Raw genomic sequence first — 22,434 nt, 5'->3', positions numbered from 1 at the left:
ATTTCTCCATCTGTTAGGCGGCGCTGCCCAACAGTCCCCCGTCGGCGTCGCCTGGCTCTCACTGACCGGCAACGGTCAGTACGTTTGATTCTGCCATTGTCTTCCTCGGTTTACTCGCTAAGAATGAAGCATGCCGGTATACATGAGGTCCCTTGAAACCGCCGTTCCGCAAACCATCCTCGTCCAGCAGCAAGCCCGTGACGTTTTCGCATCCCAACCCGGTCTTACAAGGCTGGGAACGCGCCTCGTCAGCACCTGTTTCGACTCAGCAGCCATAGACACCCGCTACACCGCTGTAGCTGAGCTCAGCCTTGATGCACATCCTGAGAATCCGCAGTTTTTCGACCCCGAGACCAATCGGGTCCTGAGCCCCAGCACGAAAGTCCGGAACGAGATCTTTGCAACTGAAGCCACCAAGCTGTTCGTGGAGGCAGGCAAAGCCGCAGTGGCTCAAGCGCCCGGGATAGACCTGGATGACATCACGCACGTCATCACCGTGTCCTGCACAGGATTCTTCAATCCCGGTCCGGACTACAAGGTGGTCAGGGCTCTGGGGCTCAACCCTGCCGTCCAGCGCTACCACCTTGGATTCATGGGCTGCTATGCAGCTTTCCCCGCGCTCAAGGCAGCCAAACAGTTTTGCCTTGCCGACCCCACTGCGGTTGTCCTGGTGATTTGTGTTGAACTCTGCTCCTTGCATGTGCGGACCTCAAACGACCCGGACACGATCATGGGGTCCGCGATATTCGGCGACGGCGCGGCGGCCGCCGTCGTAACTGCGCGGGAACTGCAGGGACCCGAGCCGGCCATCCGGCTGGACCACTTTGAGACGGTCCTGACGCCTGTGGGCGAGGAAGCGATGGCCTGGAACATCGGCGACGAAGGATTTGAAATGGTCCTGGGCTCGTACGTCCCCCACATTATCGAGGAACACATCACCGGTGCCCTGGCGCCGTTGCTCGCCAAGGATCCTTCAGTGGCGGGCCTCCCCTACCGCGACATTACCCACTGGGCCATCCATCCCGGCGGCCGCAGCATCCTGGACAAGGTTGAGTCGAAGTTGGAACTCACCCAGGAGCAGTTGGTTCCGGCGCGGGAAACACTGAGGGAATACGGGAATATGAGCAGCGCTACTGTGTTGTTCGTCCTGAAGTACATGCTGGAGCAGCCGGTCAGTGAACGTGAGGAGCGTATCTGTTCAATGGCGTTCGGCCCCGGCCTGACGGTGGAGACGGGACTTTTTACGCTGGTCTCCCCTGCCCTGTGAGGCCTTGGGGATCCCTCCAGGAGAGGGACCTGTACGCCGTCGAGGAGATGGACAAAGCTGATTGCGATCCCAGGCGCCTTAACAGGACTTACGCTCGTTTCCCTGTGGTGAACAGGTTGTTGTCGGGGTGGCACGGGACGTATCGTCGACGACTCCGTCCGCTGTTGGTAGCCAACGGTTCGGCGTCCGTGCTGGACATCGGAGGTGGCAGCGGTGATGTGGCCCGGAGCCTTGCACGGTGGGCCCGGCGGGATGGCTTCAGGCTCACAGTCACAGCGATTGACCCGGATGAGAGAGCCTTTGCCTTCGCCTCCAAAGCGCCTCGCGTGGAAGGTGTCAGCTACCGTAAGGCACACAGCTCCCAGCTGGTCGCTGAAGGGCGGAAATTCGACGTCGTCATCTCCAACCACATCCTTCACCACCTGGATCCGGGGCAGCTTGCGGCGGTCCTCCACGATTCGGAGTTGCTAAGCCGGGGGCTTTGCCTCCATAACGACCTCAATCGCAGCAACATCGCGTACCTGTTGTTCCTGGCCGGCTTTTGGCCGTTGGGCGTCGGCTCCTATATTTGCGGGGATGGTTTGACGTCCATCAGGCGCAGTTACACCGCGGCGGAACTGAAAGCCGTTGTTCCATCCTCATGGTCAGTGGAACGAAACGGGCCGTGGCACCATCTCCTCTTTCTTGAAGGTCCGGTTCGTGAATTTCCCCAAGCTGATGCCGGGCACCCATTGGAGGACCGTGCCTGACGTCGTGATTGTCGGTGCGGGGCCAGTAGGGCTGTTCATGGGCGTTCTGTTGCTCCAGCGGGGGCACCAGGTCCGCATACTGGAGCGCCGGAGCAACAGGAGTAACAGTTCGAGGGCCATCGGAATCCACCCTCCGGCATTGGCGGAGCTGGCACGCGCGGGAGTCGCCGACCCTTTGGTAACTGCCGGGATCCACATTAGGCGGGGTGTGGCGTACAGCCGGCGACGGCGGGTGGCCGAGCTCGCGTTCGACGGCGACGCTGCCTTTCCCTTCATCCTTGCCGTTCCGCAGATGATCACCGAGGAAGTCCTGGAGTTGGCGGTAAAGGAACTGGATGCCGATGCGCTCGTCCGGGGTGCCGACGTCCAGGAGATCGACGCCACCGGGAGTACCTTGCGAGTCCGCGCAGATTCGCCTTCCGGCAGCTTGGAGGTGGGAGCCCGTTTGGTGATAGCCGCCGACGGAGCGCATTCAACCATCCGTCGACGCTACCTGCCGGGTGTGCCCGCCCGCAGCTATCCGGACTGTTACATCATGGGCGACTTCCCGGATGAAACCGGGCATGGCTCCGATGCCGTCTTGTACCTGGAACCCGAAGGAATCGTGGAGTCTTTTCCCCTGCCGGGGGGTGTCCGCAGATGGGTTGTCAGGCTGGGCGCACCGCACAGGAATCCGACGCCGGTGGGGCTCGCTGAGCTGATCACAGCCAGGACCGGTGAGGTGCTGGACATAGCCGGCAACTCGATGCTGAGTGCTTTTGAAGTACGGTCGCGGCTGACTCAGCGCATGGTTCACGGCAGGGTGGTGCTTCTTGGGGATGCGGCGCACGAAATCAGCCCCATCGGAGGGCAGGGAATGAACCTTGGCTGGTTGGATGCTGCAGCTCTGGCCCCCATCATGGATGCATCCCTGCGGGGCGCCAACGTAGGACGCGATGTGGTGAATTTCGAGAAGCTACGCAGGAAAGCGGCGCTTCGCGCTTCACGTCAGGCAGGGCTGAACATGGCACTGGGCAGACCGCTGCCGCCTCCCGCCATGGCAGCAAGGAACATGCTCTTCGCAAGCGCCCTGGCTGTACCGGCAATTTCAGAACTGGTGGAGCGTCGCTTCACCATGCGTTAGGTATTTCCGGGGCGCGGGCTATTCCGGCGTCGTGTAGTAGCAGTCGTACGTGTCCTGGCTGATGATCAGGCCATCCCGCAACTCGAAGACCGCAGTGGTCCTTGCCCGGATGGTATCGCCGCGGTCCCAGTGCGGCAGGTCAAGAAGCAGCGTGGCTGACCAGTTCATCTCCAGCACCACCCGGTTGTCCTGGCTTGTTGTGCGGACCACCTCAAAACGCTGATCGGAGACGATGTCCTTGCTATGGTCGGCGCCAGCCAACGTTTCTGCCAAGTTCCGCGTGGAGCCCGTTTTGGACAGGGCGTGCGGCCACTCCGTGAGCTTGAAATCGTCGGCCAGGAAAGGCCGCAGTTCAGCAGCCCCGCCACCGGCTTCAACCGTTCGAACAAACCCGAGTACACAATCCAAAGGGGTGGAATCGATCATTCGTCGAGCCTAGCCCACACTCGCGAATGCCTTCATCGCGTTAGGCTCACTGTATGACGCACCAACCTCATCCTGAGGCCACGAGCCCCGCCACGGACTACAACCCCACCCGGATACGTGACGCTGTCCGACGGTTGCTTGATGCAGACGGGCTCCCGACCATTGTGCAGGCCGGGCACCCCGTACTGCGGCAGTTGGCGGCCCCGTATGACGGCCAGGTTGATGATGCCGAGTTGGCCGCTTTCATCGAACGAATGAGGGACGTCATGCATGACGCCCCGGGCGTTGGACTGGCCGCCCCACAGCTGGGCATCCCCCTGCAGCTGGCCGTCCTTGAAGACAAATATGAGGTGGACCCGGAGTCTGCGGCAGTGCGTCACAGGGAACAGCTGGAATTTTTCGCGGTCATCAACCCGGAGTACCGTCCACTCGGTACTGAGACGGCCTCGTTTTATGAAGGGTGCCTCTCCGTCGGCGGGTATCAGGCTGTTGTGACACGACACCGGAACGTCGAGTTGCGCTACACAAGTCCCGCGGGCGAACCCGTGGAAGAGTGGTTTTCGGGGTGGCAGGCCCGCATTGTGCAACACGAAACGGACCATCTCCACGGCATCCTGTATCTGGACCGGGCCGAACTGCGCTCCCTGTCCAGCAATGCTGAACACTCGGCCCGGTGGTTCGCGCCGGAGATTGACGAGGCCCGCCGGGCTCTCGGATTCCTTCGCTGACGTAGAACCCGGCCAGTACGGTTACGGCTGGTCCTCCAGTCGATTGGCATCCGTTGGAAGGTACTGCGCCCACCAACGGAGAATGTGGTCAAAGCGCTGCCTCCGGTGATGTGGCGTCCCGGACCGTGATAACTCGTGGTCTTCCCCAGGAAAGATCAGCAGGGAAGTGTCCACGCCCTGGGCCTTCAAATGTGCGTAGTACCGCTGCCCCTGTTCGATGGGGCACCGTAGATCGTTCTCGCTGTGAATCACCAAGGTAGGTGTATCGACACGCGAAACTACGGCCATGGGACTTTGGGCCGTCATCTGTTCCACTGTTCCTCCGGTGTATTCGGCCCCGAAGAACCAACCGATGTCAGCGGAACCCGAAAAGCTGACCGGGTCCAGGAAGCCGCGCTCCACAATCGCACCCTTGAACCTGTGATCGTGGGCGATGGTCCAGGCGGTCAGGTAGCCACCATAGGAACCCCCCATGATCCCCACCCGGTCTTTATCCAAGACGTCAAAGGAGGACAACGCTGAGTCGAGGAACGCAAGCACGTCCTGCATATCCAGCGTCCCCATACGTTCCTTGATGGCGCGCCCATGGGCTTGGCCGTAGCCGGCGGACCCTCGTGGATTGCACATGACAACTGCGTACCCTGCAGCGGCGTAAACCTGCGCTTCATCGAAGAATGCACCTGTGTACTGGGAGAAGGGGCCGCCATGGATGGTGAGTAGGACCGGGTGTGGGCCTGGGCCATCAGGCAGCACGACCCAACCATGAAGGGGGTGTCCGTCGGTGGATTCGGCGTCGAAGTCCAGAGGTTCCGTTACACGGGAGTTGTTGCGCAGGATGGCGGAGAAGTCCGTGAGGAGGCGGATCTCTCCCCGTTCAAGTGACGCGACATCTCCCACGGTTGAGGAATCGGAGAAACTTACGGCAATTTCCCCGTTGGCAGCCACCGTCGCCCCGACAACTACCCGGGCACCGTGGACCAGGGGTGTGATCCCACCTTCCGCCGTGACGTCGAGCAGTTCGACACTTCCCAACGCTGTGTTCAGCACCAGCACACTGGCTGGTCCGCTGGGTTCCAGCGGACCAGACACGTCCAAATGTTCCTCGTCGGTCAGCGCCGCAGCCTCTCCCCCTGCGATGGGCATGACGTACAGGACAGAATTCCGAGCCACAAAGTCCTTGCCGGTGTGTCCTAAGTTCTGGGCCACGTAAAACAGCCAACGGCCGTCCGTGGAGGCACGGACAGCCGTGACAGTCTGCAACGTCTTGTTGGAAGGTTCGACGACGGTCGGCTGGCCGCCGCCGGCGCCGATCCGGTAGACGGAGGTGACCAGGTCGTCGTCGTGCCCTTCATGGAGGGCGGCAACGAAGTACAGGTGGGAGCCGTCAGCTGAAAAGCACGGCGACTCGTGGTCCGAGTCGCCGAACGTGACCTGCTGTGCAGCAGGAACCCCCGTAACCGTCCGCGTTGGCTGTTCATGGGCGGCCCTCCCGCGCGGAACAACCACCGGTTCGCCGCCCAGCTCCGGGACTTCAACCACAAACAGCTGCTGACGCTGGTCTGCCGTATATCCGAGGCCATTCATCCTGTATTGGTTGGTGGTGATCAGGCGGGCATCTTCACCGCCGGATGGGACTCCATCCACCGTTCCGTAACGGCCTTGCTCGGGCACGCGGGCCTCGAACGCGATGCGGTGGGAATCCGGCGCCCACACGAACCCACCCACGCCGGCCTGCTGGTCCGTGATCCGTTGTGGCTCGCCGCCCGCGGCCTCTACGACGAATAGCTGCGGCTTGCCGTCCGGGTCGCTCCTGAGGAACGCCAATACCAGGCCGTCGGGAGAGAAAGCCGGGGAACTGTCCCGGAAGCCGCGCGTGATGCGTCGCGGATACTTGGTGGTGTCCAAAGGAATGCTCCACAGCTGGCCGACATAGCTGTCAGCATCAAAGTCCGGCCTCACGACGGAAACCACCGCCTTGCTGCCGTCGGGGTGGATTGCCGGGGCGGACACGGTGTTCAGCAGGTGCAATTGCTCGGGTTTCACGTTGGTGAGCCTAGCCCGGCGGTTCCACGCCCGGCACCAGACACTCCGTCCGCCGTAGGATTGAAGCCATGTTGTCCCACGCTGTTGCTGCCCTCCGCTGTCCTGTTTGCCAAGGGACGTTCCAGCTCAGGGAAGGCCAGCAGCGGACTCTCGCTTGTGAGGCCGGACACCTGTTCGACGCCGCTAAACAGGGCTACTTCAACCTGCTGACAGGCAAAGGCACGGTCTTCGAAGCCGATTCTGCGGACATGGTGGCAGCCCGTCACAGGTTCCTGGAGGCCGGACACTACTCCGGACTTGCCCGAGCCCTTGCTCAAGCCGCCGCCGGACCACTTCAACGTCCCGACGCGCTGGTTCTGGACGCCGGTACCGGGACCGGGCACTACCTGGCCGCGGTCCTTCAGATGTCAGGGGCGACGGGAATCGGTGTGGACATTTCCAAGTTCGCACTGAGGCGCGCCGCCCGGCTCAATCCGCAGGCTGCCAACCTTGTTTGGGACGTTTGGCGTCCGCTGCCCATGGCGGATAACACTGCGGATGTGGTCACGGTGGTCTTTGCCCCGCGAAACCCCGCCGAGTTTGCCCGTGTGCTGCGCTCCGGGGGCTCGTTGATTGTTGTGACACCCAGGCCGGGCCACCTCGCTGAGATCGCAGCCCGGACAGGGATGCTTGGCATTGAAGAGGGCAAGGATGAGCGGCTGGCAGAATCCATGAAGGGCTATTTTGACGCTGGCACCAGCCAAAGCCTGGACCTTCCCTTGCTGCTGAGTGGCCAGGAGGTAGCTGACCTGGCCTATATGGGTCCGGCCGGGCACCATCTGCAGCGTGGAGAGTTGGCCGAATTGGCAACCTTGGAAGGTTCCGTGGCAACCACAGCGAAGTTCCGGATCAGCGAATTCGTCGTCTCCTGACGTGGGACGGCACGTCGGGCTAGGATGGAGGAACAGTGACTGTGATCCCGCTCGCGGGATCCGGGACCAAGGGGGAAATGATGTTTGAATGGCTCGGCGAGAATTGGTGGGCCCTCTGGCTCACGGTCTTCCTCGCGTTCGCAGTGGTGGAGATGCTTACCCTCGACCTCTTCTTCATCATGCTGGGCGGCGGTGCCCTTGCCGGGCTGATCGCAGACTTCGCGGGGGCCGACTTCTGGCTCCAAATCGTGATCTTCTCAGTGGTCTCCCTCCTGATGATTGTCTTTGTCCGGCCCGTAGCAATGAAGCACCTTCACAAGGGACCGGCGGAACAGCGCAGCAATATCGACCGGCTCATCGGTCAGTCCGCTCTGGTCATTGAAGCCGTGAGCGGAACCAGCGGACTCGTGAAGATCGGCGGAGACGTGTGGAGCGCCCGCAGCACGGCCGGTGTTCTCGACGCCGGTTCGACGGTCCAGGTCACCAGGATCGACGGCGCGACGGCGGTAGTAGCCTCGCCTGCCGAGAACAGCCCGCGCTAGGCGCGCCTTTGAATTTCAGCGGTTGCCGATCCGGGCAGCCTGCCCGGGTCCAGTCGCATCAAACCACGCAATTGGGGAATGAAGGAGATGTATGGACGGCTTAGGAGGAACAGCAGCGGCAATTGTGCTGATTGTTCTCGTCATTTTTGTCATCATCGTGTTGGTCCGTTCGGTAAGGATCATCCCGCAGGCACGTGCCGGCGTCGTTGAACGCCTCGGCAAGTATCAGCGGACGCTCAACCCGGGACTAACCATCCTGATCCCGTTCGTCGACCGGCTGCTGCCGTTGCTTGACCTGCGTGAACAGGTGGTGTCGTTCCCGCCTCAGCCGGTCATTACCGAGGACAACCTGGTGGTCTCGATCGACACCGTTGTCTACTTCCAAGTCACTGATCCCCGGGCGGCAACCTACGAGATCGCCAACTACATCCAGGCCGTGGAGCAGTTGACCACCACCACGCTTCGTAACGTGGTGGGCGGGCTCAACCTCGAAGAAGCCTTGACCTCCCGCGACCAGATCAATGGCCAGCTGCGTGGTGTCTTGGACGAAGCTACGGGCCGCTGGGGAATCCGCGTGTCCCGAGTCGAGCTTAAGGCGATTGATCCGCCCCACTCCATTCAGGACTCGATGGAGAAGCAGATGCGCGCGGAGCGGGACCGCCGTGCTGCGATCCTGACGGCTGAAGGCACCAAGCAGTCGCAGATTCTCACCGCCGAAGGGCAACGGCAGGCAGCCATCCTCGCGGCTGAAGGTGACGCGAAGGCGGCCATCCTCAGGGCAGACGGTGAAGCCCAAGCCATCCAGAAAGTCTTCGACGCCATTCACAAGGGCAACCCGGACCAGAAGCTCCTTGCGTACCAGTACTTGCAGACACTCCCCAAGATCGCCGAGGGAAGCTCGAACAAGCTCTGGATCATCCCGAGTGAAGTCGGTGAGGCGCTCAAGGGTATCGGCGGCGCCCTTGGAGGCAACAACGGTGACTCCCCCGTTGGTCTCTTTGGAAACAATGAACAGTCCGGGACTTCAGACCCGGCAGCAGCAGCTCCGCAGCCCCGGCCAGCTGAATAATCCACTGTCGCAGGGTCAACGAGCGGTCAGCCATTCAGGCTGACCGCTCGTTGTCTGTTGGTTCCTTTTGAGTAGTGGGCGCTCATCCGCGTATAATTGGATATTTGTCCGGCTGGTTCAGCGTGGATGGAACATTAAAGCTTGGCCAGGCGTTGCAATTAGTGATGCAAGGTGTGCAGAAGTAGTCCGTAAGGATCGTGAAAACGGCTTACGGCTAGCGCGGAGTTCCTGCTCCGCGAACAGACAGAGGGAGTAATCATGAGCGATCGCAGCCTGCGGGGTATGCGTCTTGGCGCCCAAAGCATGGAAACAGAATCCGGCGTTGAACCGGCACCGCGCCAGCGGGTCGAGTACCGTTGCGAGGATGGCGAGCAGGTCTTCGTGACCTTCTCCTCCGAAGCCGAAATTCCCCCCGTATGGGTTTCCAAGACCGGCAAGGAAGCGCTGCTGGTTGATGGCGAGCGACCTGTGGACGCCAACGAGAAAGCCGTCCGCACCCACTGGGACATGCTCCTGGAACGCCGCAGCCTTCCCGAGCTCGAGCAGATCCTCGAGGACCGTCTGAACATCCTGCGTGAGCGCCGTGGAGAGCGCCGCTCCGCATAAGATCGGTTGCTGATTTAAAGACAAAGGCCGGGTCCGGTTCCCCTTGGGAACCGGACCCGGCCTTTCTGCTTGGAAAGGTACGAGCTACTTTGCCACTGCGGGCGACTTGCGCGTGAGTTTTTCCCAACGTGCTGCCAGTCCCCATTTGGTGACGTTGATCATGGCTTCCACGACGATGTTGCCGCTCATCTTCGATGCCCCGAGCTCACGTTCGACGAAAGTGATGGGACGCTCCTCGATGCGCAGGCCAAGCTTGGCCACGCGCCATGCGAGGTCAACCTGGAAGCCGTAGCCAACCGACTCCACTTCGTCCAGGTTGAGCGCCTCCAGCGTGCTGCGGCGGAATGCCCGGTAGCCTCCTGTGACGTCCTTGATCTTGACGCCGAGCATGATGCGGGCGTAGGTGCTGCCGATGCGGGAGATTGCCTGGCGGTAGAGCGGCCAGTTAACCACGCTGCCACCGGGAACCCACCGGGACCCCATGGCGAGGTCTGCACCCTCCTTGACGGCGTCGAGCAGAAGCGGCAGTTGTTCCGGCTTATGCGAACCGTCGGCGTCCATTTCAACCAGGACGTCATAGCCTGCAGCCAGTCCCCACTTGAAGCCGGCGATGTAGGCGGCCCCAAGGCCTTCCTTGCCCTTGCGATGCAGGACATGCACCTGGCTGTCCTCTGCCGCGAAGCCGTCGGCAAGCTTTCCCGTGCCGTCAGGGCTGTTGTCGTCGACCACCAGGACATCGGAGTCGGGTACTGCTGCGCGCAGCCGTCCCAATGTCACGGGGAGCGATTCCAGCTCGTTGTAGGTGGGAATGATCGTCAGGACACGCAAGAAGAGGCCTTTCCTTGATGGAGCGGTCAGTGTGCCGGAGCAGCCTGGCGGCTGGCGTTCTGGCGCAACTCTCCATTATAGGACGACGGCAAGGATTCATTTGGCGGTTGTGGTCCCGGACACATGGTCCGGGTACTGGCAGAACATTGATGGGCAGACCTGGCTTCTTTCATTGCCCCAGTTCAGGCACCGCACGGAAGCGGCAAAATACTGCCTCACACCCTCAGCGACTCGTGGGCGAACAACTCTCGACCCTCGCGCACTGTCTGAAGGCAACGGGGGTCGGTGCCGGTGTCCAGGGCCGGCAAAAGGGGCGTCCGTGCCCGTGGATCAGTGCTCCAGGACTGAACGCGGCTATCAGCCACCTGGACCATCAGTTCGTCCACTTCCCACACAGCGAAACTGGCCGGCGCGCCCGGGACCAATTGGCCCATCAGCGGGTTCCGGTGTTTGGTAGCCCGCCACCCCGCCCGTGTATGGCCTAAGAATGCGGCACGAGCCGAGATCCTTTGCTCCGGGTTGCTGTGCTCCAGGCAGGCTCGTACGCTCGACCACGGGCGGAGAGGGGTGACAGGGCTGTCACTGCCGAAAGCGATAGGGACGCCGCTTGCGTAGAAGGAAGCAAAGGGGTTCATCGTTTGGCTGCGGCCACCCAGGCGCTGTTCGTAGAGCCCGCCCGGGTGACCCCACGCAGCATCGAAGCCGGGCTGCACGCTGACCGACACTGAGTACTTGGCCAGCCGGTCGATGGCGGACTGGTCAGCCATCTCCACGTGTTCCAGCCGATGGCCGGCTGCCCGGAGGCGCTGTTCGCCCACCTCGTCAGCCGCTGCGTCCAATGCTTCCAGCACTGCTCCCAGCCCGGCGTCACCTATGACATGAAACCCAGCCTGAACTCCCAGGAGGGACGTGGCCACAAGGTGTTTGGTGGCATCGGCCACTGACAGGTACAAACTGCCGCGCTGGCCCGGTGCATCGGAATAGTCATCCACGAGGGCCGCTGTGCGGGAGCCGATTGAACCGTCAATATTGAGGTCGCCGGCAAGACCCAGGACCCTCGCGCCTAAACCGTCAAGAATAGCTTGGGCGTGCTCCTCCGAGGTAGCCAACTCGCCCCAATAGGCAAGCACCTCCGGCCGGTTCCCGTGTTCGTTCCAGGACATGGCCATCCTGAGGTCCTCGGCCCCGCAAATATGCGGTGCGGACATCTCGGCCAAGGCGACATATCCGTGCGAAGCGGCCTCCTGCAGGGCTGACTCCTGGTATCCGCGCCGTTCGTGTTCCGGGAACTTCCGTGCAGTCAGCCGGGCGGCCGTATGTGCCGCACGAACAACGCGGGCGGTGCCGGAGAAACCATCGAGGCCATCCAGCCCTGCGGCCGCGGCCAATGACGACGAAACCAGGGCGGAGTGGACGTCGATGCGTGACAGGTAGACAGCCCGCCCGGCAGACGCCCTGTCAATTTCCTCCAAGGTGGGGAGCGTGGAGTCGTGCCACGTCGTTTCATCCCAACCGTGGCCCAGGACTGTGCCCGAGCCGCTGGCGGAGGCAACGGCGTCGAGTAGTTCCTTGGCCGAACCTACGCCGGTGAGCTGCAGTCCGGACAGGGCAAGGCCTGACTCCGTCAGATGTGCATGGGAGTCCACGAATCCCGGCGCCAGGAGGGCTCCGCGGAGGTCGATGACCTCCATGGATGAGTCAACTATTGAAGTGGCAGCCTGTTCGGAGCCGACCCAGGCAACGGTGTCCCCGTCCACCACCAGCGCGGTGGCAAAAGGATCTGCGGCGGTATAGATCGAACCGTTGCGGTACATCGTGACCTTGCGGTCCTTCGCGGTGCGGTCCTGGCCGGCGGGCACGCCTGGCTGATTCATGCGTTGTGCTCCTCGAGCGTTGAAAACATTCAATGAGAGTAGGGGCGCTAAGCCACTGTTGAGTAGGCAACGACGCCGCGTCGCACCAAGTCGATGGACTCGCGGCAAATGCGGGCCAAGCGTGGGTCGAGTTGAGGGATCTTGGCCAGCTGGTCGAGGAGGTCTACCACTTGCTTGGCCCAGCGCACAAAGTCGCCGGCGGCGAGGTCGGTTCCGCTGAGCACGTCCTGAAGATGGCGTCCCTTGGCCCATTTGTACATGGGCCACATCAGGCCGAGTTCCGGTTCGCCGGTCAATGGCAGCCTGTTGCGTTCCTCGGTATCCTCCAGCTGGGACCATTCGCGGATGACGATGTCTATGGCTGATTCCAGGGCAACGCTGGGCATCCTGGGCCGAAGGCCGCGGTCTTCTCGTTTGGCTTGGTAAACCAAGGTGCTGGCAAGCGAGGCCAGTTCGGCGGCGTCGAGGTCGTTGATGGCACCGCGCCGCACAGTCTGGGATATGAGCAGGTCCTTCTCACCGTAGATCCGCCGAAGCCGCTGCCCGTCGAGGCTGATGGTGACGTGTCCGGCGTCGTTGGTTTCCAGGTAACCGTAGACAGACAGGACATCGCAGACGCGGTCGAAAGTCTTGGCGATGGTATTCGTCCTGCCTTGGATCTGCCTGACCAACCCATCGGTCTCCCTGCGCAACTTCCACCAACGCTCCGACCACCGTGCATGGTCTTCGCGTTCGCTGCAGCCATGGCACGGATGAGCCCGCAGGGCCCGCCGAAGGTCCGCGATCTTCTTCTCCTGATCCGGCAGGCGCGCCCCGAGGCCAAAGTCTTCGTGCCTGCTGTTGCGACGGCTGTGGGGTGCGTCCTCACTGATGGCATGCCGCATCGACGAAGCGAGGTCCCGGCGGGATTTGGGGACCTTGGCATTGAAGGACTTGGGAATCCGGATACGCGTCACCGGCGATACCGGACCGTCGAGGTCGTGGACACCGATGCGCCGCAGCTGGTTATCAGAGGTAAGAACGGAGGGCCTTGGTTCCCTGGCGTTGCGGTCCACCTCCAGCACAACGGCATGTCCTGCCAGCCGGCCGCTGTAGATGCTGATGACGTCACCGGGGATCAGGCGCGCGAGGGAATCCGCTACATGGGATTTACGGGCCCGCTGATGGTCGCGGGCGGCGAAATTTTCGGCGTCGCTGAGTTCGCGCCGGAGCTTTGAGTACTCGGTGAAGTCACCCAGGTGGCACTGCATGGACTTGGCATAGCCCGCCAGCGATTCTTCGCGCCCCCGCACCTGCCGGGCAAGGCCTACCACGGAGCGGTCAGCTTGGAACTGGGCAAACGAGGATTCCAGGATTTCGCGGGCCCGGACGCGTCCGAACTGGGCAATCAGATTGATGCTCATGTTGTACGTAGGCCTGAAACTGGAGTTCAGGGGGTAGGTGCGTCGGGAGGCAAGGCCGGCTACGGCAGCCGGATCAGTTCCCGGCTGCCACAGCACAACGGCATGGCCTTCGACGTCGATGCCACGACGTCCGGCGCGACCAGTGAGTTGGGTGTACTCCCCCGCCGTAATGTTGACGTGCGCTTCGCCGTTGAACTTTTCCAGTTTTTCAAGCACGACGCAGCGTGCGGGCATATTGACGCCAAGAGCCAGCGTTTCGGTGGCGAAGACTGCCTTGACAAGGCCGTCGGCAAAGAGCTTCTCCACCACTTCCTTGAACGTGGGAAGCATGCCTGCGTGGTGGGCAGCAAAGCCCCTGATGAGACCGTCGCGCCAACCCCAGAATCCGAGGACGTCGAGGTCGTCCGCCGGAATTTCGTGGCTCGCCTCGTCCACCCGCTGGGCAATGATCTGCTGTTCGCGTTCGGTGGTCAGCCAAAGTCCCGATGCTGCGCACTGAGCGACGGCAGCGTCACAGCCGGCCCTGGAGAAGATGAAGGTGATGGCAGGCAGGAGATCCTGACGCCTGAGGCTCTCAATGACTTGGGGACGGCTGGCTTTCCGCACGGGACTGCGCTGCTCGGATTGTTGCCGCTCATCGCGATAACGGTCCTGACGACGCCGACTCCGGCCACCGTGGCCGAACCGGCCGTTCATGTTCATCCGGCTCTCGGAGCGGGCCATGGCCAACAGGTCCGGATTGACCTCGAACTCGGGGCCGGTGACTGCTTGGCGGACTGTGTCTGCAGACGAGCGCTTGGCTGAGGCGCGCCGGTGGTCAGCGGTGACAGGCTCGGCCACCACCTCATGGGCCTCGGAAAGGTCCGGTGCTTCGGTTTCCTGCATTCCCGGGGCTTGGGGCGCAATTTCGTCGAACGTTGTGTCACCGGCAAAGAGATCCACTATTTCACGGCCCACCATGACGTGCTGCCAAAGCGGTACGGGACGGTGTTCGGAGACAATGACGTCGGTATCGCCCCTCACGGTATCCAGCCAGGCGCCGAACTCTTCCGCGTTGGAAACCGTGGCACTCAGCGAGGCAACCTGCACTTCGCTGGGCAAGTGGATGATGACTTCTTCCCACACGGCACCACGGAAGCGGTCGGCCAGGTAATGAACTTCGTCCATCACCACAAACCCAAGATCGCCAAGGGTTTCGGAGTCGGCGTAAAGCATGTTCCTAAGAACTTCGGTGGTCATTACCACTACGGGAGCTTCGCCGTTAATAGTGGTGTCACCCGTCAGCAAGCCGACGTTGGCCGACCCGTATTTTGCCGCCAGTTCAGAGTATTTCTGGTTGCTCAAGGCCTTGATGGGAGTGGTGTAAAAAGCCTTGAGTCCGCGTTCCAAAGCCAGGTAGATGGCGAACTCGCCAACGATCGTCTTGCCAGCACCGGTGGGGGCCGCCACGAGAACGCCGCGACGCTCCTGGAGGGACCTGCACGCCTCACGTTGGAAGTCGTCCAGTTCAAAGTCCAGGGAACGTGCGAAGGCGCCCAGATAAGTTTTCGACTCAGCCGCACGCTGGGCTGCCGCCTGGTAACGGTCTGATGGAGATGAAGACCCGGAAATGGAGGACATGCATCAAGCCTAGTGGCCCAAGGTCTAGAGATTCTCCAGATCCGTGGCCGGGGTTGCGATGTTTGCAGTGGCTTCAGTCTCAGCCGCCCGCTTGATGGCACGGCGCTCACGGCGGCGGTCATTCAGGACGCAGACACCGATCGCCGCGAAGAACAGGAGCAGCATGGGCGCTGCGAGGTAGAACATGCTCATGGCGTCAGCGCCGGGAGCGGCCATCGCAGCGAACAGGCACACCAGGAAAATGGTGATTCGCCAACTCTTGATGAGCTGCTTGCCCTTTATGAGTCCGGCCAGGTTCAATCCCACCAGCACAACGGGGACGAGGAAGGCGATTCCGAAGGCCAAGAGGAGCCGAAGGACGAAGGCCAGATAGATTTCGGCGCTGATGAAGTTTGAGCCGCCCACCGGAGTGAAGTCGGTCAGGACGCGAACAGCGTTGGGCAACACCAGCCAGGCAAGCAGGACACCGCCGATGAAGAGCGGTACGGCTGCTGCCACGAAGGACAATGCCAAGCGCCGTTCCTTCTTGTGGAGGCCCGGAACGATGAAGGCCCACAGCTGGTAAATCCAGACCGGGCTTGACAGGATCACGCCAAGAAAGACCGACACTTGGACCATGAGGTCGAACGAACTGGCGACGCCATCAAAGTTCAGCGTGGCAGCGCGTCCCTCTTTTTCGTTGAGGTCCTTGATCGGCTTGATCAGCGCCTCCAGGAGAGGCTGGTAGACGATGAAGCCCACCACTGTTCCCAGAATGACGCCGATTGCAGCCTTGAAGAGCCGGTTTCGCAGCTCCTTGAGGTGATCCAGGAGCGCCATCCGGGCTTCGGGGTTGGCCTTGCGCCCCTTCGTCTCTACCACTTCTCTTTAGACGCGGTTGGAGGGCGGTACGTCAGTCTCGCCGTTGTTCTTGGCCTTGACGTCCGGGTGGCCCACTACTTTGCCTTCCACGGCGTCGGAAGCGTCCTGGGAGTCCTTGGCTTCGGAAGAACCATCCTTCTTCATTTCGCGGACCTCAGACTTGAAAATGCGCATCGACTGCCCAATGCTGCGCGCCATGGACGGCAGCTTCGGCGCTGCAAAGAGCACCAGAGCCAGGACGATGATGATGATGAGATGCCAGCCTTCGAGCCTCATGTGGGGAGGTCCTTTCCTTTTGGATACATCCTACGTCTATCTGAATTCAATGTCGTGCAGGGATTGGGGTTGACCCCGCTCGGCTTTGCGCTTGACGCGTCGTTGACGACGAACTTCCTGACGGAAGGCTTTGGCCGTCAGGTAATCATGACGCATCTGTTCCGGTGAGGCAAAAATTGCGGACCCCGGCGCGGGCCGTGGTTCGGCGGTTTCAACGTCGGAGGTTTCCTGGGAAGGAGCAAGGTTGCTGAAACGTTTACCCGCGGCACCTAAATCATGAACAGTTGACATGAATTTCTTGTACAGGCGATAGCCCAAAGTCAGGTGAAAGAGCAACGACAGGGCTATAAGCGCGATCCACAACAGGATCCAGAACCACCAAGGCATCTGAGTAGTCTAGCCAGCCTTCGTGGTGGAAGGTGAGTTGTATTGCGCGAGGGCCGCGTCGACCCACGCGCGGCTTTCCTGCTGAAGGTGCCCGGGTTCGAGGATCCGAACGCTGCCTCCATGCTGCGAAACGAACATCGGAAGCCACTCGGCGTTGCCGAACCGAACTTCGGCGACCAGACCGCCGTCGGGCAGTTGAGCGGTGCGTTCGGCGTAGTAGTCGTCAGCCAATCCGGCTCCCTGACGGGTCAGTTGGAGGACCACCAGCACGTCATCGTCGCTGGGCGTGAACAGCCGGGCCGGAAAATCCTGCCCTGCCGTTGCCGGCATGGACACGGCGCGGCCGTTGGCCTCCAACGCTTCTACCCGGTCCAGCCGGAAGTTCCTGATTCCGGCCTTGCTGTGGCAGTACGCCTCGAAGTACCACGTATTGTCCAGCGAGTAGAGCCGCAGCGGGTCCACGTCACGTTCGGTCACTTCGTCGCGTTGCAGTGAGAAGTACCTGAGTCGCAGTTGCTGCCCCTCACGGATTGCGCGGGTTATTGCGGCGAAAGCTTGCGACTGTTCCGGCGCCACCGACTGTCCGGAGACTGAGCCGGCCAATCGTGCGGCCTGCCCGGCAGCGCCTGTCAGCTTGATGGTCACGGATTCCAGGGCGCTCCCCGACTCATCCTCAAGCATTCCTGCCAGTGCCGGCAGATCGCCTAGCATGGCCAGGCCGGTCAGCAACGCAGCCGCTTCGTCTTCACTGAAACGCACTGGACGGTTCAAATCGAGGTGCTCGGAGATGTAGACGTGATCGTTTTCCCATTGGATGTCGAGGAGGTCGTCAGGGTATCCCTCGGGCAGCCCCGAACAGATCAGGATCTTCAGGTCATCGATCAGTGCCTTGCGGCTGATGTCAAAGTGATCGGCCACCTGCTGGATATGCAGGCCTTGGTGGTGAACCAGGAAAGGAACCAGTTGCAGCATCCTGGCGAGTTGGTCTTCAGAGGTGCGTTTGCGCGCCCGCGGAGCACGGCCCGCTTCGGGAAATTCAATGAGTATTGGCGGAGAGTCATCAAAGTCAGCGGCAGCCTTGAGGCGGCGTACGACGGCGGTGCGCAGCTCTGTGGGTCCAGCCACCTTGATATGGGGGCCGTAGGAGGCCAGCTCTTCGGCCAGCTGCTCAGGATCCCGGAAATCCACGGTGATGCGGTCACGACTGCTGGCATCCGGGGCTGCCTCGACGGACACGGCCCTTTTGCGCAAGGCAAGCAGCCTGTCCTTATCGACGTCCAGAATGGCTTGTTGGACGGGCAGTTCATTGAGTGCGTCCAACTCGGCCCGGGCGCTGAAGCCCTCCGGTGGTTGGAAACTGCTCGTGGTTACAACGGTCACTGCGGTAGTCATCCGTGAGAGCCTGAAGAGCCTTTTGGCCCCTCTCCCCCGATCCCAGCCAGCGAGGTACCACTGACCAAAGCGGCTGCCCAACCCCCATGGCTCGACTTCGCGGACTTCTTCCCGGCCGGTACTGACCGTGAGGTAGCCGAAGCGGACAGGATGCTTGCCGTGCATGGCCGCAACGACGTCGTCGAAGGCTTGTCCGGCAGGTTTGATCCTGGGTTGGACGCCGGCAGGCAGGTCAACGTCCGTGAAGCCTCCTGCGGCCTGCAGCTTGCGAACGGCGTTGGCAGCCGCTGTTCCCAGGGCAGCGCGTTCCCACAGCTGAGCCGCCAGCAGAAGCACAGTGCTCTCCGCAGCCGTCAGGCTCACATCAGGAAGCCGGTTGGAGTCCTTGCCGATCCGGTAGCGTGTCGAGGCGGGGTCGTCCGCACCGAAGTTGCGCGGGTCCATCAGGGTCTCGATCTCGAAGCCAAACTGCTTCAGATCCACTTTGTCGCGCTCGAACATCCGTCCAAAAGCGACATCATTGTCCGCTGAATCGTGGTAGACCTTTTCGCGCAGCACGGCACGTGGAAGGCCCACTTTGGTATTGAGCAAAGCCAGGAGAAGGTTCAGGAGACGTTCAGTGCGGGATGCGGACACGGTTGCTACGTTACTAAAAACCAGCGGGAAAGCAGCAAGGCGCGTCACCGACCGGCAAAACCGGAGGGTAACGCGCCTTGCGAACGCCAGAGTCCTAGCGGACAGCCACGAGGTCGACCACGAAGATCAAGGCCTCGTTGGGCTTGATTGCTCCACCAGCGCCACGTGAGCCGTAGGCGAGCTCCGACGGGATCTCCAGGCGACGACGGCCGCCCACCTTCATGCCCAGAAGGCCCTGGTCCCATCCCTGGATGACCTGGCCGACGCCCACACGGAAGTCCAGCGGAGCGCCACGGCCCCAGGAAGCGTCGAATTCTTCGCCGGTGGACCAGGCGACGCCGACGTAGTGGGTGGACACAGTATCGCCGGCCTTGGCCTCGGGGCCGGTGCCCTCAATGAGGTCCGTGATAACGAGGTCCGTGGGGACGTCGCCTTCAGGGAAGTCGATTTCGGGCTTGGTGCGGTCGAAGTCACGCTGACCAAATGACATGGTTGCTCCTAAGTGAAAGGGACGGAGAAGTTTTCAGGAACCAGCTTAGCCAGAACCTGGTTGGGATCTACTTTTTGCCGGTGATCTCTACGACGAAGACCAGCGGGCCGGCAGGTTTGCCCTGGGCAGCGGCGTTCGGACCATACGCGAGATCCGTCGGGATCGTCAGAAGAACCTTGGAACCCACCTTTTGGCCTGTGAGGCCAAGCGTCCAGCCCTTGATGACCTGGTTCAGGCCAAAGGTAGCGGCCTCCCCGCGGTCATAGCTGGAATCGAACTTGGTGCTGTCTTCCCAGCGCCAGCCACTGTAGTTGGCATCGATCGTGTCAGAGCTTGTCAACTCCTCGCCGGTGCCCTCGGACAGGACCTTGACTGAAAGACCGGCAGGCACATCAGTCTTGGGGATGTCCACGGAAGGTACGCCCTTGTCATCAAAGGTCACCTTGGGAAGCTTGCCGTCTTTGTCCAGCTGCTCAGTTTCTTCCTTGCTCAACAGGCCGGGGGCGTCCTTGGCGGAGGCGATCTTGAATACCACCAGTTGCGTGGACGCAGGTGCCGTGGCAGAGGAGTTGCCAGGAGCGGCAATAGCTACATGGCTGCCAACTTTGGCGCCGATGATGGCGTCGAAGATCAGCTCATTGCCGGTTTTCATCTGCTCGGAGAGCTCGATCGGCTGGGGTCCTTTGGTGTAACCGTCCTCCAGCGTCTTGCCATCAGTGCCGTCCACGGCGACGAACACCAGTTCGGCGATTTGACCCATCTTGACGGGCTCTCCGTCACCTTCGCTGACGACCTTGACGGTGGGTCCCGTCACCGCCAGCGGCTTGGAGAAATCAAGGGCGGGCGCTTTGTCATTGCCGTTGTCCGTCACCTTCAGGGAGTCAAGCTTGGAGACGTCCCCAACAGACTTGCTGGTGGGCTCAGCGGCCGGAGTGCTTTCCCCACCGCAGGCGGTAATGAGCAGGAGGGCGGGAAGAAGTATTGCTAGGAGTCGGCGCACAAAAAGACACTTTCGTCGGGGCAAAGGGACACTCGGAAAGGCGCGTAGCGCATCCAAGCAAGGTGTATCTCGGGAAGAGACCACTATCCAGAATAGCCCGTGAAGCTGGGAGCCAGCTTAAAGAGCGCGTCAGCCCATTGAGTCCAGGAGTGCATCCACTCGTTCGTCCACGCTCCGGAAAGGATCCTTGCACAGGATCGTTTGGTGGGCGCGATCGTTGAGTTTCAGGTGTACCCAGTCCACTGTGTAATCGCGGCCAAGCTCCTGCGCCCTCCGCACAAAGTCTCCGCGGAGCTTTGCGCGAGTCGTCTGGGGCGGTGCGTCCACGGCATCCTTGACGTCGGTTTCCGTAACCAGCCTGCGTGCCGCGCCGCGCGCCTGCAGGAGGAAAAAGATGCCGCGTTGCCGCGAAATGTCATGGTACGTGAGGTCCAATTGGGCAATACGGGGTGAATCCAGGCTGAGGTCATGGCGGCGCATGTAGCCGTCCATGAGCTTTTTCTTGATAGCCCAATCCACTTCGGTGTCGATGGTGCTGGTGTCACCGCTCTCGATGGCATTCAAGGTCCGCTCCCACAAGTCCAGGATGAGCGGTACGTGGGCGTTGTGCGCGCCGTTGGTGGCCACGAAGTCTGTCACCTTGTTGAGGTACTCCCGCTGAATATCAAGGGCAGTGAGTTGCCGTCCATTGGCCAACCGAACCAGTGCGCGACCCGTAAGGTCGTGGGAAATTTCGCGGATGCTGCGGATCGGGTTCTCCATGCGCATGTCCCGCATGATGACGCCCGCCTCAATCATGCGGAGGATGAGGTCCACAGTGCCTACCTTGAGCAGCGCGGACGTCTCAGACATGTTGGAGTCGCCCACGATCACGTGGAGGCGGCGGTAGAACTCCGCGTCCGCATGCGGCTCATCGCGTGTGTTGATAATGGGCCTGGACCGGGTGGTGGCCGAAGACACGCCTTCCCAGATGTGGTCAGCGCGCTGGGAAAAAGCGAACGTGGCGCCATGCGGGGTCTTCAATACCTTGCCGGCCCCGGCGATCAACTGCCGGGTAACCAGGAAGGGAATCAGGATCTCGGCCAGGCGGGAGAATTCCCCGCGCCTCGGTATGAGGTAGTTCTCGTGGCTGCCGTAGGAGTTCCCGGCCGAATCAGTGTTGTTCTTGAAGAGGTAGACCGTGCCATTGAAACCCTCTGCCGCGAGCCTGGCCTGGGCCTCATCCACGAGGTCGTCCAGGATAAGTTCGCCCGCCCGGTCATGGGCGATGAGCTGGGCAAGGTCGTCGCACTCGGCCGTGGCGTACTCAGGGTGCGAGCCCACATCAAGGTAAAGACGGGAACCGTTGGTGAGGAATACGTTGGAGGACCTCCCCCAACTGACCACCTTGCGGAACAGGTACCGTGCAACTTCCTCGGGAGCCAGCGGGCGTGAATCCGGGCTGGAATAAGAGATTCCAAATTCCGTTTCGATGCCAAAAATCCGTTTATCCATCTCAGCTCTCCTCTGTGAGCAACCGGGTCATGTCATCCGGCAACAACCGCCGGAACGCCCTGCGGGATCCGCGGTTGCTTTCCGAAGCACGGTAGAGCACGGCGGCTTCGACGGCAGTGGCGGGCAGTTCTTCAACTTCCTTGTTCGTGGCCAAGGCGCGCAGGGCCAATTGCATGGCCCCCGCCAAGCTGAGCTCCGGCTCCCAAGCCCCGTTGACGACGTCGGAAATTTGGTCGGCAAGCCCGCCCATGACAACGAAGCCGTTCTCATCGGCGATTGATCCATCGAAGGTGAGCCGGTACAGGTGGTCCTGTTCCTGGGTAGCGCCAACCTCGGCTACCGCCAACTCCACTTCGAACGGCTTCTGCTCTGCCGTGAACACAGCTCCAAGGCTTTGTGCATAAACGCTGGCAAGGCCGCGCGCGGTAACGTCCTCGCGATCATAGGAATAGCCACGGACATCGGCGTAGCGGACGCCGGCTTGCCTGAGGCTTTCAAATTCGTTGTACTTGCCGACCGCAGCGAAGGCAATTTTGTCGTAAATTTCACCGATTTTGTGCAACGAGGGTGAAGGGTTTTCCGCGATCAGCGCGATGCCGTCGGCGCAGCTGATGACCACTACAGAACGTCCGCGGGCGATGCCCTTCCGTGCGAAGTCAGCACGGTCCTTCATCAGCTGTTCGGGAGAAACATAGAACTGCTGTGTCAT

At 61.5% G+C, this 22,434-nt stretch carries 21 protein-coding genes; 8 read left to right on the top strand and 13 right to left on the bottom strand.

The window, feature by feature from the left end:
* Positions 1 to 130 precede the first annotated feature (130 nt).
* From AC6CH8_RS09120 to AC6CH8_RS09110, 3 genes are read left to right on the top strand one after another with little or no spacing between them, the layout of a single operon-like run.
* Entirely contained in the window at positions 131 to 1,267 is a 1,137-nt protein-coding gene (locus tag AC6CH8_RS09120; RefSeq protein WP_420178137.1) for a type III polyketide synthase, read from the top strand.
* Complete coding sequence (locus AC6CH8_RS09115) at positions 1,264 to 2,016, top strand: class I SAM-dependent methyltransferase (RefSeq protein ID WP_498190070.1); 753 nt, start codon at positions 1,264 to 1,266, stop codon at positions 2,014 to 2,016. The genes AC6CH8_RS09120 and AC6CH8_RS09115 overlap by 4 nt, the downstream gene beginning before the upstream one ends.
* Positions 2,009 to 3,139 (top strand): FAD-dependent oxidoreductase, encoded by a 1,131-nt coding sequence (locus AC6CH8_RS09110; RefSeq protein ID WP_498190220.1) that lies wholly within the window; start codon positions 2,009 to 2,011, stop codon positions 3,137 to 3,139. Before AC6CH8_RS09115 ends, AC6CH8_RS09110 begins: the two co-directional genes overlap by 8 nt.
* A gap of 18 nt (positions 3,140 to 3,157) precedes the next feature.
* On the opposite strand, the gene AC6CH8_RS09105 is transcribed toward AC6CH8_RS09110, so the two are convergent.
* Positions 3,158 to 3,565, bottom strand: a complete 408-nt coding sequence (locus tag AC6CH8_RS09105) for a nuclear transport factor 2 family protein (protein WP_498190068.1) — start codon at positions 3,563 to 3,565, stop codon at positions 3,158 to 3,160.
* A 53-nt stretch (positions 3,566 to 3,618) separates the two neighbouring features.
* Here AC6CH8_RS09105 and AC6CH8_RS09100 point away from each other — a divergent pair, with 53 nt between their 5' ends.
* Entirely contained in the window at positions 3,619 to 4,293 is a 675-nt protein-coding gene (locus AC6CH8_RS09100) for a peptide deformylase (protein ID WP_364305210.1), read from the top strand.
* 21 nt (positions 4,294 to 4,314) lie between these two features.
* On the opposite strand, the gene AC6CH8_RS09095 is transcribed toward AC6CH8_RS09100, so the two are convergent.
* Positions 4,315 to 6,336: a S9 family peptidase gene (locus AC6CH8_RS09095; RefSeq protein WP_498190066.1), complete on the bottom strand. Its 2,022-nt coding sequence runs from the start codon at positions 6,334 to 6,336 to the stop codon at positions 4,315 to 4,317.
* A 68-nt stretch (positions 6,337 to 6,404) separates the two neighbouring features.
* Here AC6CH8_RS09095 and AC6CH8_RS09090 point away from each other — a divergent pair, with 68 nt between their 5' ends.
* The 4 genes from AC6CH8_RS09090 (at position 6,405) to AC6CH8_RS09075 (ending at position 9,464) form a co-directional block, all read left to right on the top strand.
* Positions 6,405 to 7,247 (top strand): putative RNA methyltransferase, encoded by an 843-nt coding sequence (locus AC6CH8_RS09090; protein ID WP_498190064.1) that lies wholly within the window; start codon positions 6,405 to 6,407, stop codon positions 7,245 to 7,247.
* A gap of 80 nt (positions 7,248 to 7,327) precedes the next feature.
* Complete coding sequence (locus AC6CH8_RS09085; RefSeq protein ID WP_043471323.1) at positions 7,328 to 7,789, top strand: NfeD family protein; 462 nt, start codon at positions 7,328 to 7,330, stop codon at positions 7,787 to 7,789.
* Between the two features lie 91 nt (positions 7,790 to 7,880).
* On the top strand, positions 7,881 to 8,858 hold the full coding sequence (locus tag AC6CH8_RS09080) for an SPFH domain-containing protein (RefSeq protein WP_178992740.1): 978 nt from the start codon (positions 7,881 to 7,883) through the stop codon (positions 8,856 to 8,858).
* Between the two features lie 258 nt (positions 8,859 to 9,116).
* Positions 9,117 to 9,464, top strand: a complete 348-nt coding sequence (locus tag AC6CH8_RS09075; protein ID WP_011774875.1) for an RNA polymerase-binding protein RbpA — start codon at positions 9,117 to 9,119, stop codon at positions 9,462 to 9,464.
* 84 nt (positions 9,465 to 9,548) lie between these two features.
* On the opposite strand, the gene AC6CH8_RS09070 is transcribed toward AC6CH8_RS09075, so the two are convergent.
* The 11 genes from AC6CH8_RS09070 to prcA all read right to left on the bottom strand — a co-directional run bounded on the left by AC6CH8_RS09070 (position 9,549) and on the right by prcA (position 22,434).
* A complete protein-coding gene (locus AC6CH8_RS09070; protein WP_091470758.1) occupies positions 9,549 to 10,292 on the bottom strand; it encodes a polyprenol monophosphomannose synthase in 744 nt (247 codons plus the stop codon).
* A gap of 215 nt (positions 10,293 to 10,507) precedes the next feature.
* The gene (locus AC6CH8_RS09065) at positions 10,508 to 12,166 is read right to left on the bottom strand and encodes an amidohydrolase (RefSeq protein ID WP_498190062.1); all 1,659 of its coding nucleotides are present in this window, start codon (positions 12,164 to 12,166) and stop codon (positions 10,508 to 10,510) included.
* Positions 12,167 to 12,213: 47 nt separating this feature from the next.
* On the bottom strand, positions 12,214 to 15,189 hold the full coding sequence (locus AC6CH8_RS09060) for a DEAD/DEAH box helicase (protein WP_498190060.1): 2,976 nt from the start codon (positions 15,187 to 15,189) through the stop codon (positions 12,214 to 12,216).
* Between the two features lie 24 nt (positions 15,190 to 15,213).
* Positions 15,214 to 16,050, bottom strand: coding sequence for a twin-arginine translocase subunit TatC (gene tatC / locus AC6CH8_RS09055; protein WP_498190058.1), 837 nt, complete (start codon positions 16,048 to 16,050; stop codon positions 15,214 to 15,216).
* A gap of 6 nt (positions 16,051 to 16,056) precedes the next feature.
* A complete protein-coding gene (gene tatA, locus AC6CH8_RS09050; RefSeq protein ID WP_017200960.1) occupies positions 16,057 to 16,326 on the bottom strand; it encodes a Sec-independent protein translocase subunit TatA in 270 nt (89 codons plus the stop codon).
* A gap of 36 nt (positions 16,327 to 16,362) precedes the next feature.
* Entirely contained in the window at positions 16,363 to 16,713 is a 351-nt protein-coding gene (locus AC6CH8_RS09045; protein ID WP_091470752.1) for a hypothetical protein, read from the bottom strand.
* A 9-nt stretch (positions 16,714 to 16,722) separates the two neighbouring features.
* Positions 16,723 to 18,741 (bottom strand): helix-turn-helix transcriptional regulator, encoded by a 2,019-nt coding sequence (locus AC6CH8_RS09040; protein ID WP_498190055.1) that lies wholly within the window; start codon positions 18,739 to 18,741, stop codon positions 16,723 to 16,725.
* A gap of 94 nt (positions 18,742 to 18,835) precedes the next feature.
* Positions 18,836 to 19,231, bottom strand: a complete 396-nt coding sequence (locus AC6CH8_RS09035; protein ID WP_017200957.1) for an FKBP-type peptidyl-prolyl cis-trans isomerase — start codon at positions 19,229 to 19,231, stop codon at positions 18,836 to 18,838.
* Positions 19,232 to 19,298: 67 nt separating this feature from the next.
* Positions 19,299 to 20,231 carry an FKBP-type peptidyl-prolyl cis-trans isomerase gene (locus tag AC6CH8_RS09030; RefSeq protein WP_243836894.1) on the bottom strand — a complete coding sequence of 311 codons (933 nt, stop codon included), beginning with the start codon at positions 20,229 to 20,231 and terminating at the stop codon, positions 19,299 to 19,301.
* A gap of 129 nt (positions 20,232 to 20,360) precedes the next feature.
* Entirely contained in the window at positions 20,361 to 21,725 is a 1,365-nt protein-coding gene (gene pafA / locus AC6CH8_RS09025) for a Pup--protein ligase (protein WP_091470747.1), read from the bottom strand.
* Position 21,726: 1 nt separating this feature from the next.
* A complete protein-coding gene (prcA, locus tag AC6CH8_RS09020; protein ID WP_498190053.1) occupies positions 21,727 to 22,434 on the bottom strand; it encodes a proteasome subunit alpha in 708 nt (235 codons plus the stop codon).

The sequence above is a fragment of the Paenarthrobacter sp. GQ52 genome (assembly GCF_059759005.1).
Note: the sequence above shows the minus strand (reverse complement) of the source record. Positions and strands in the feature narration are given on the sequence as shown.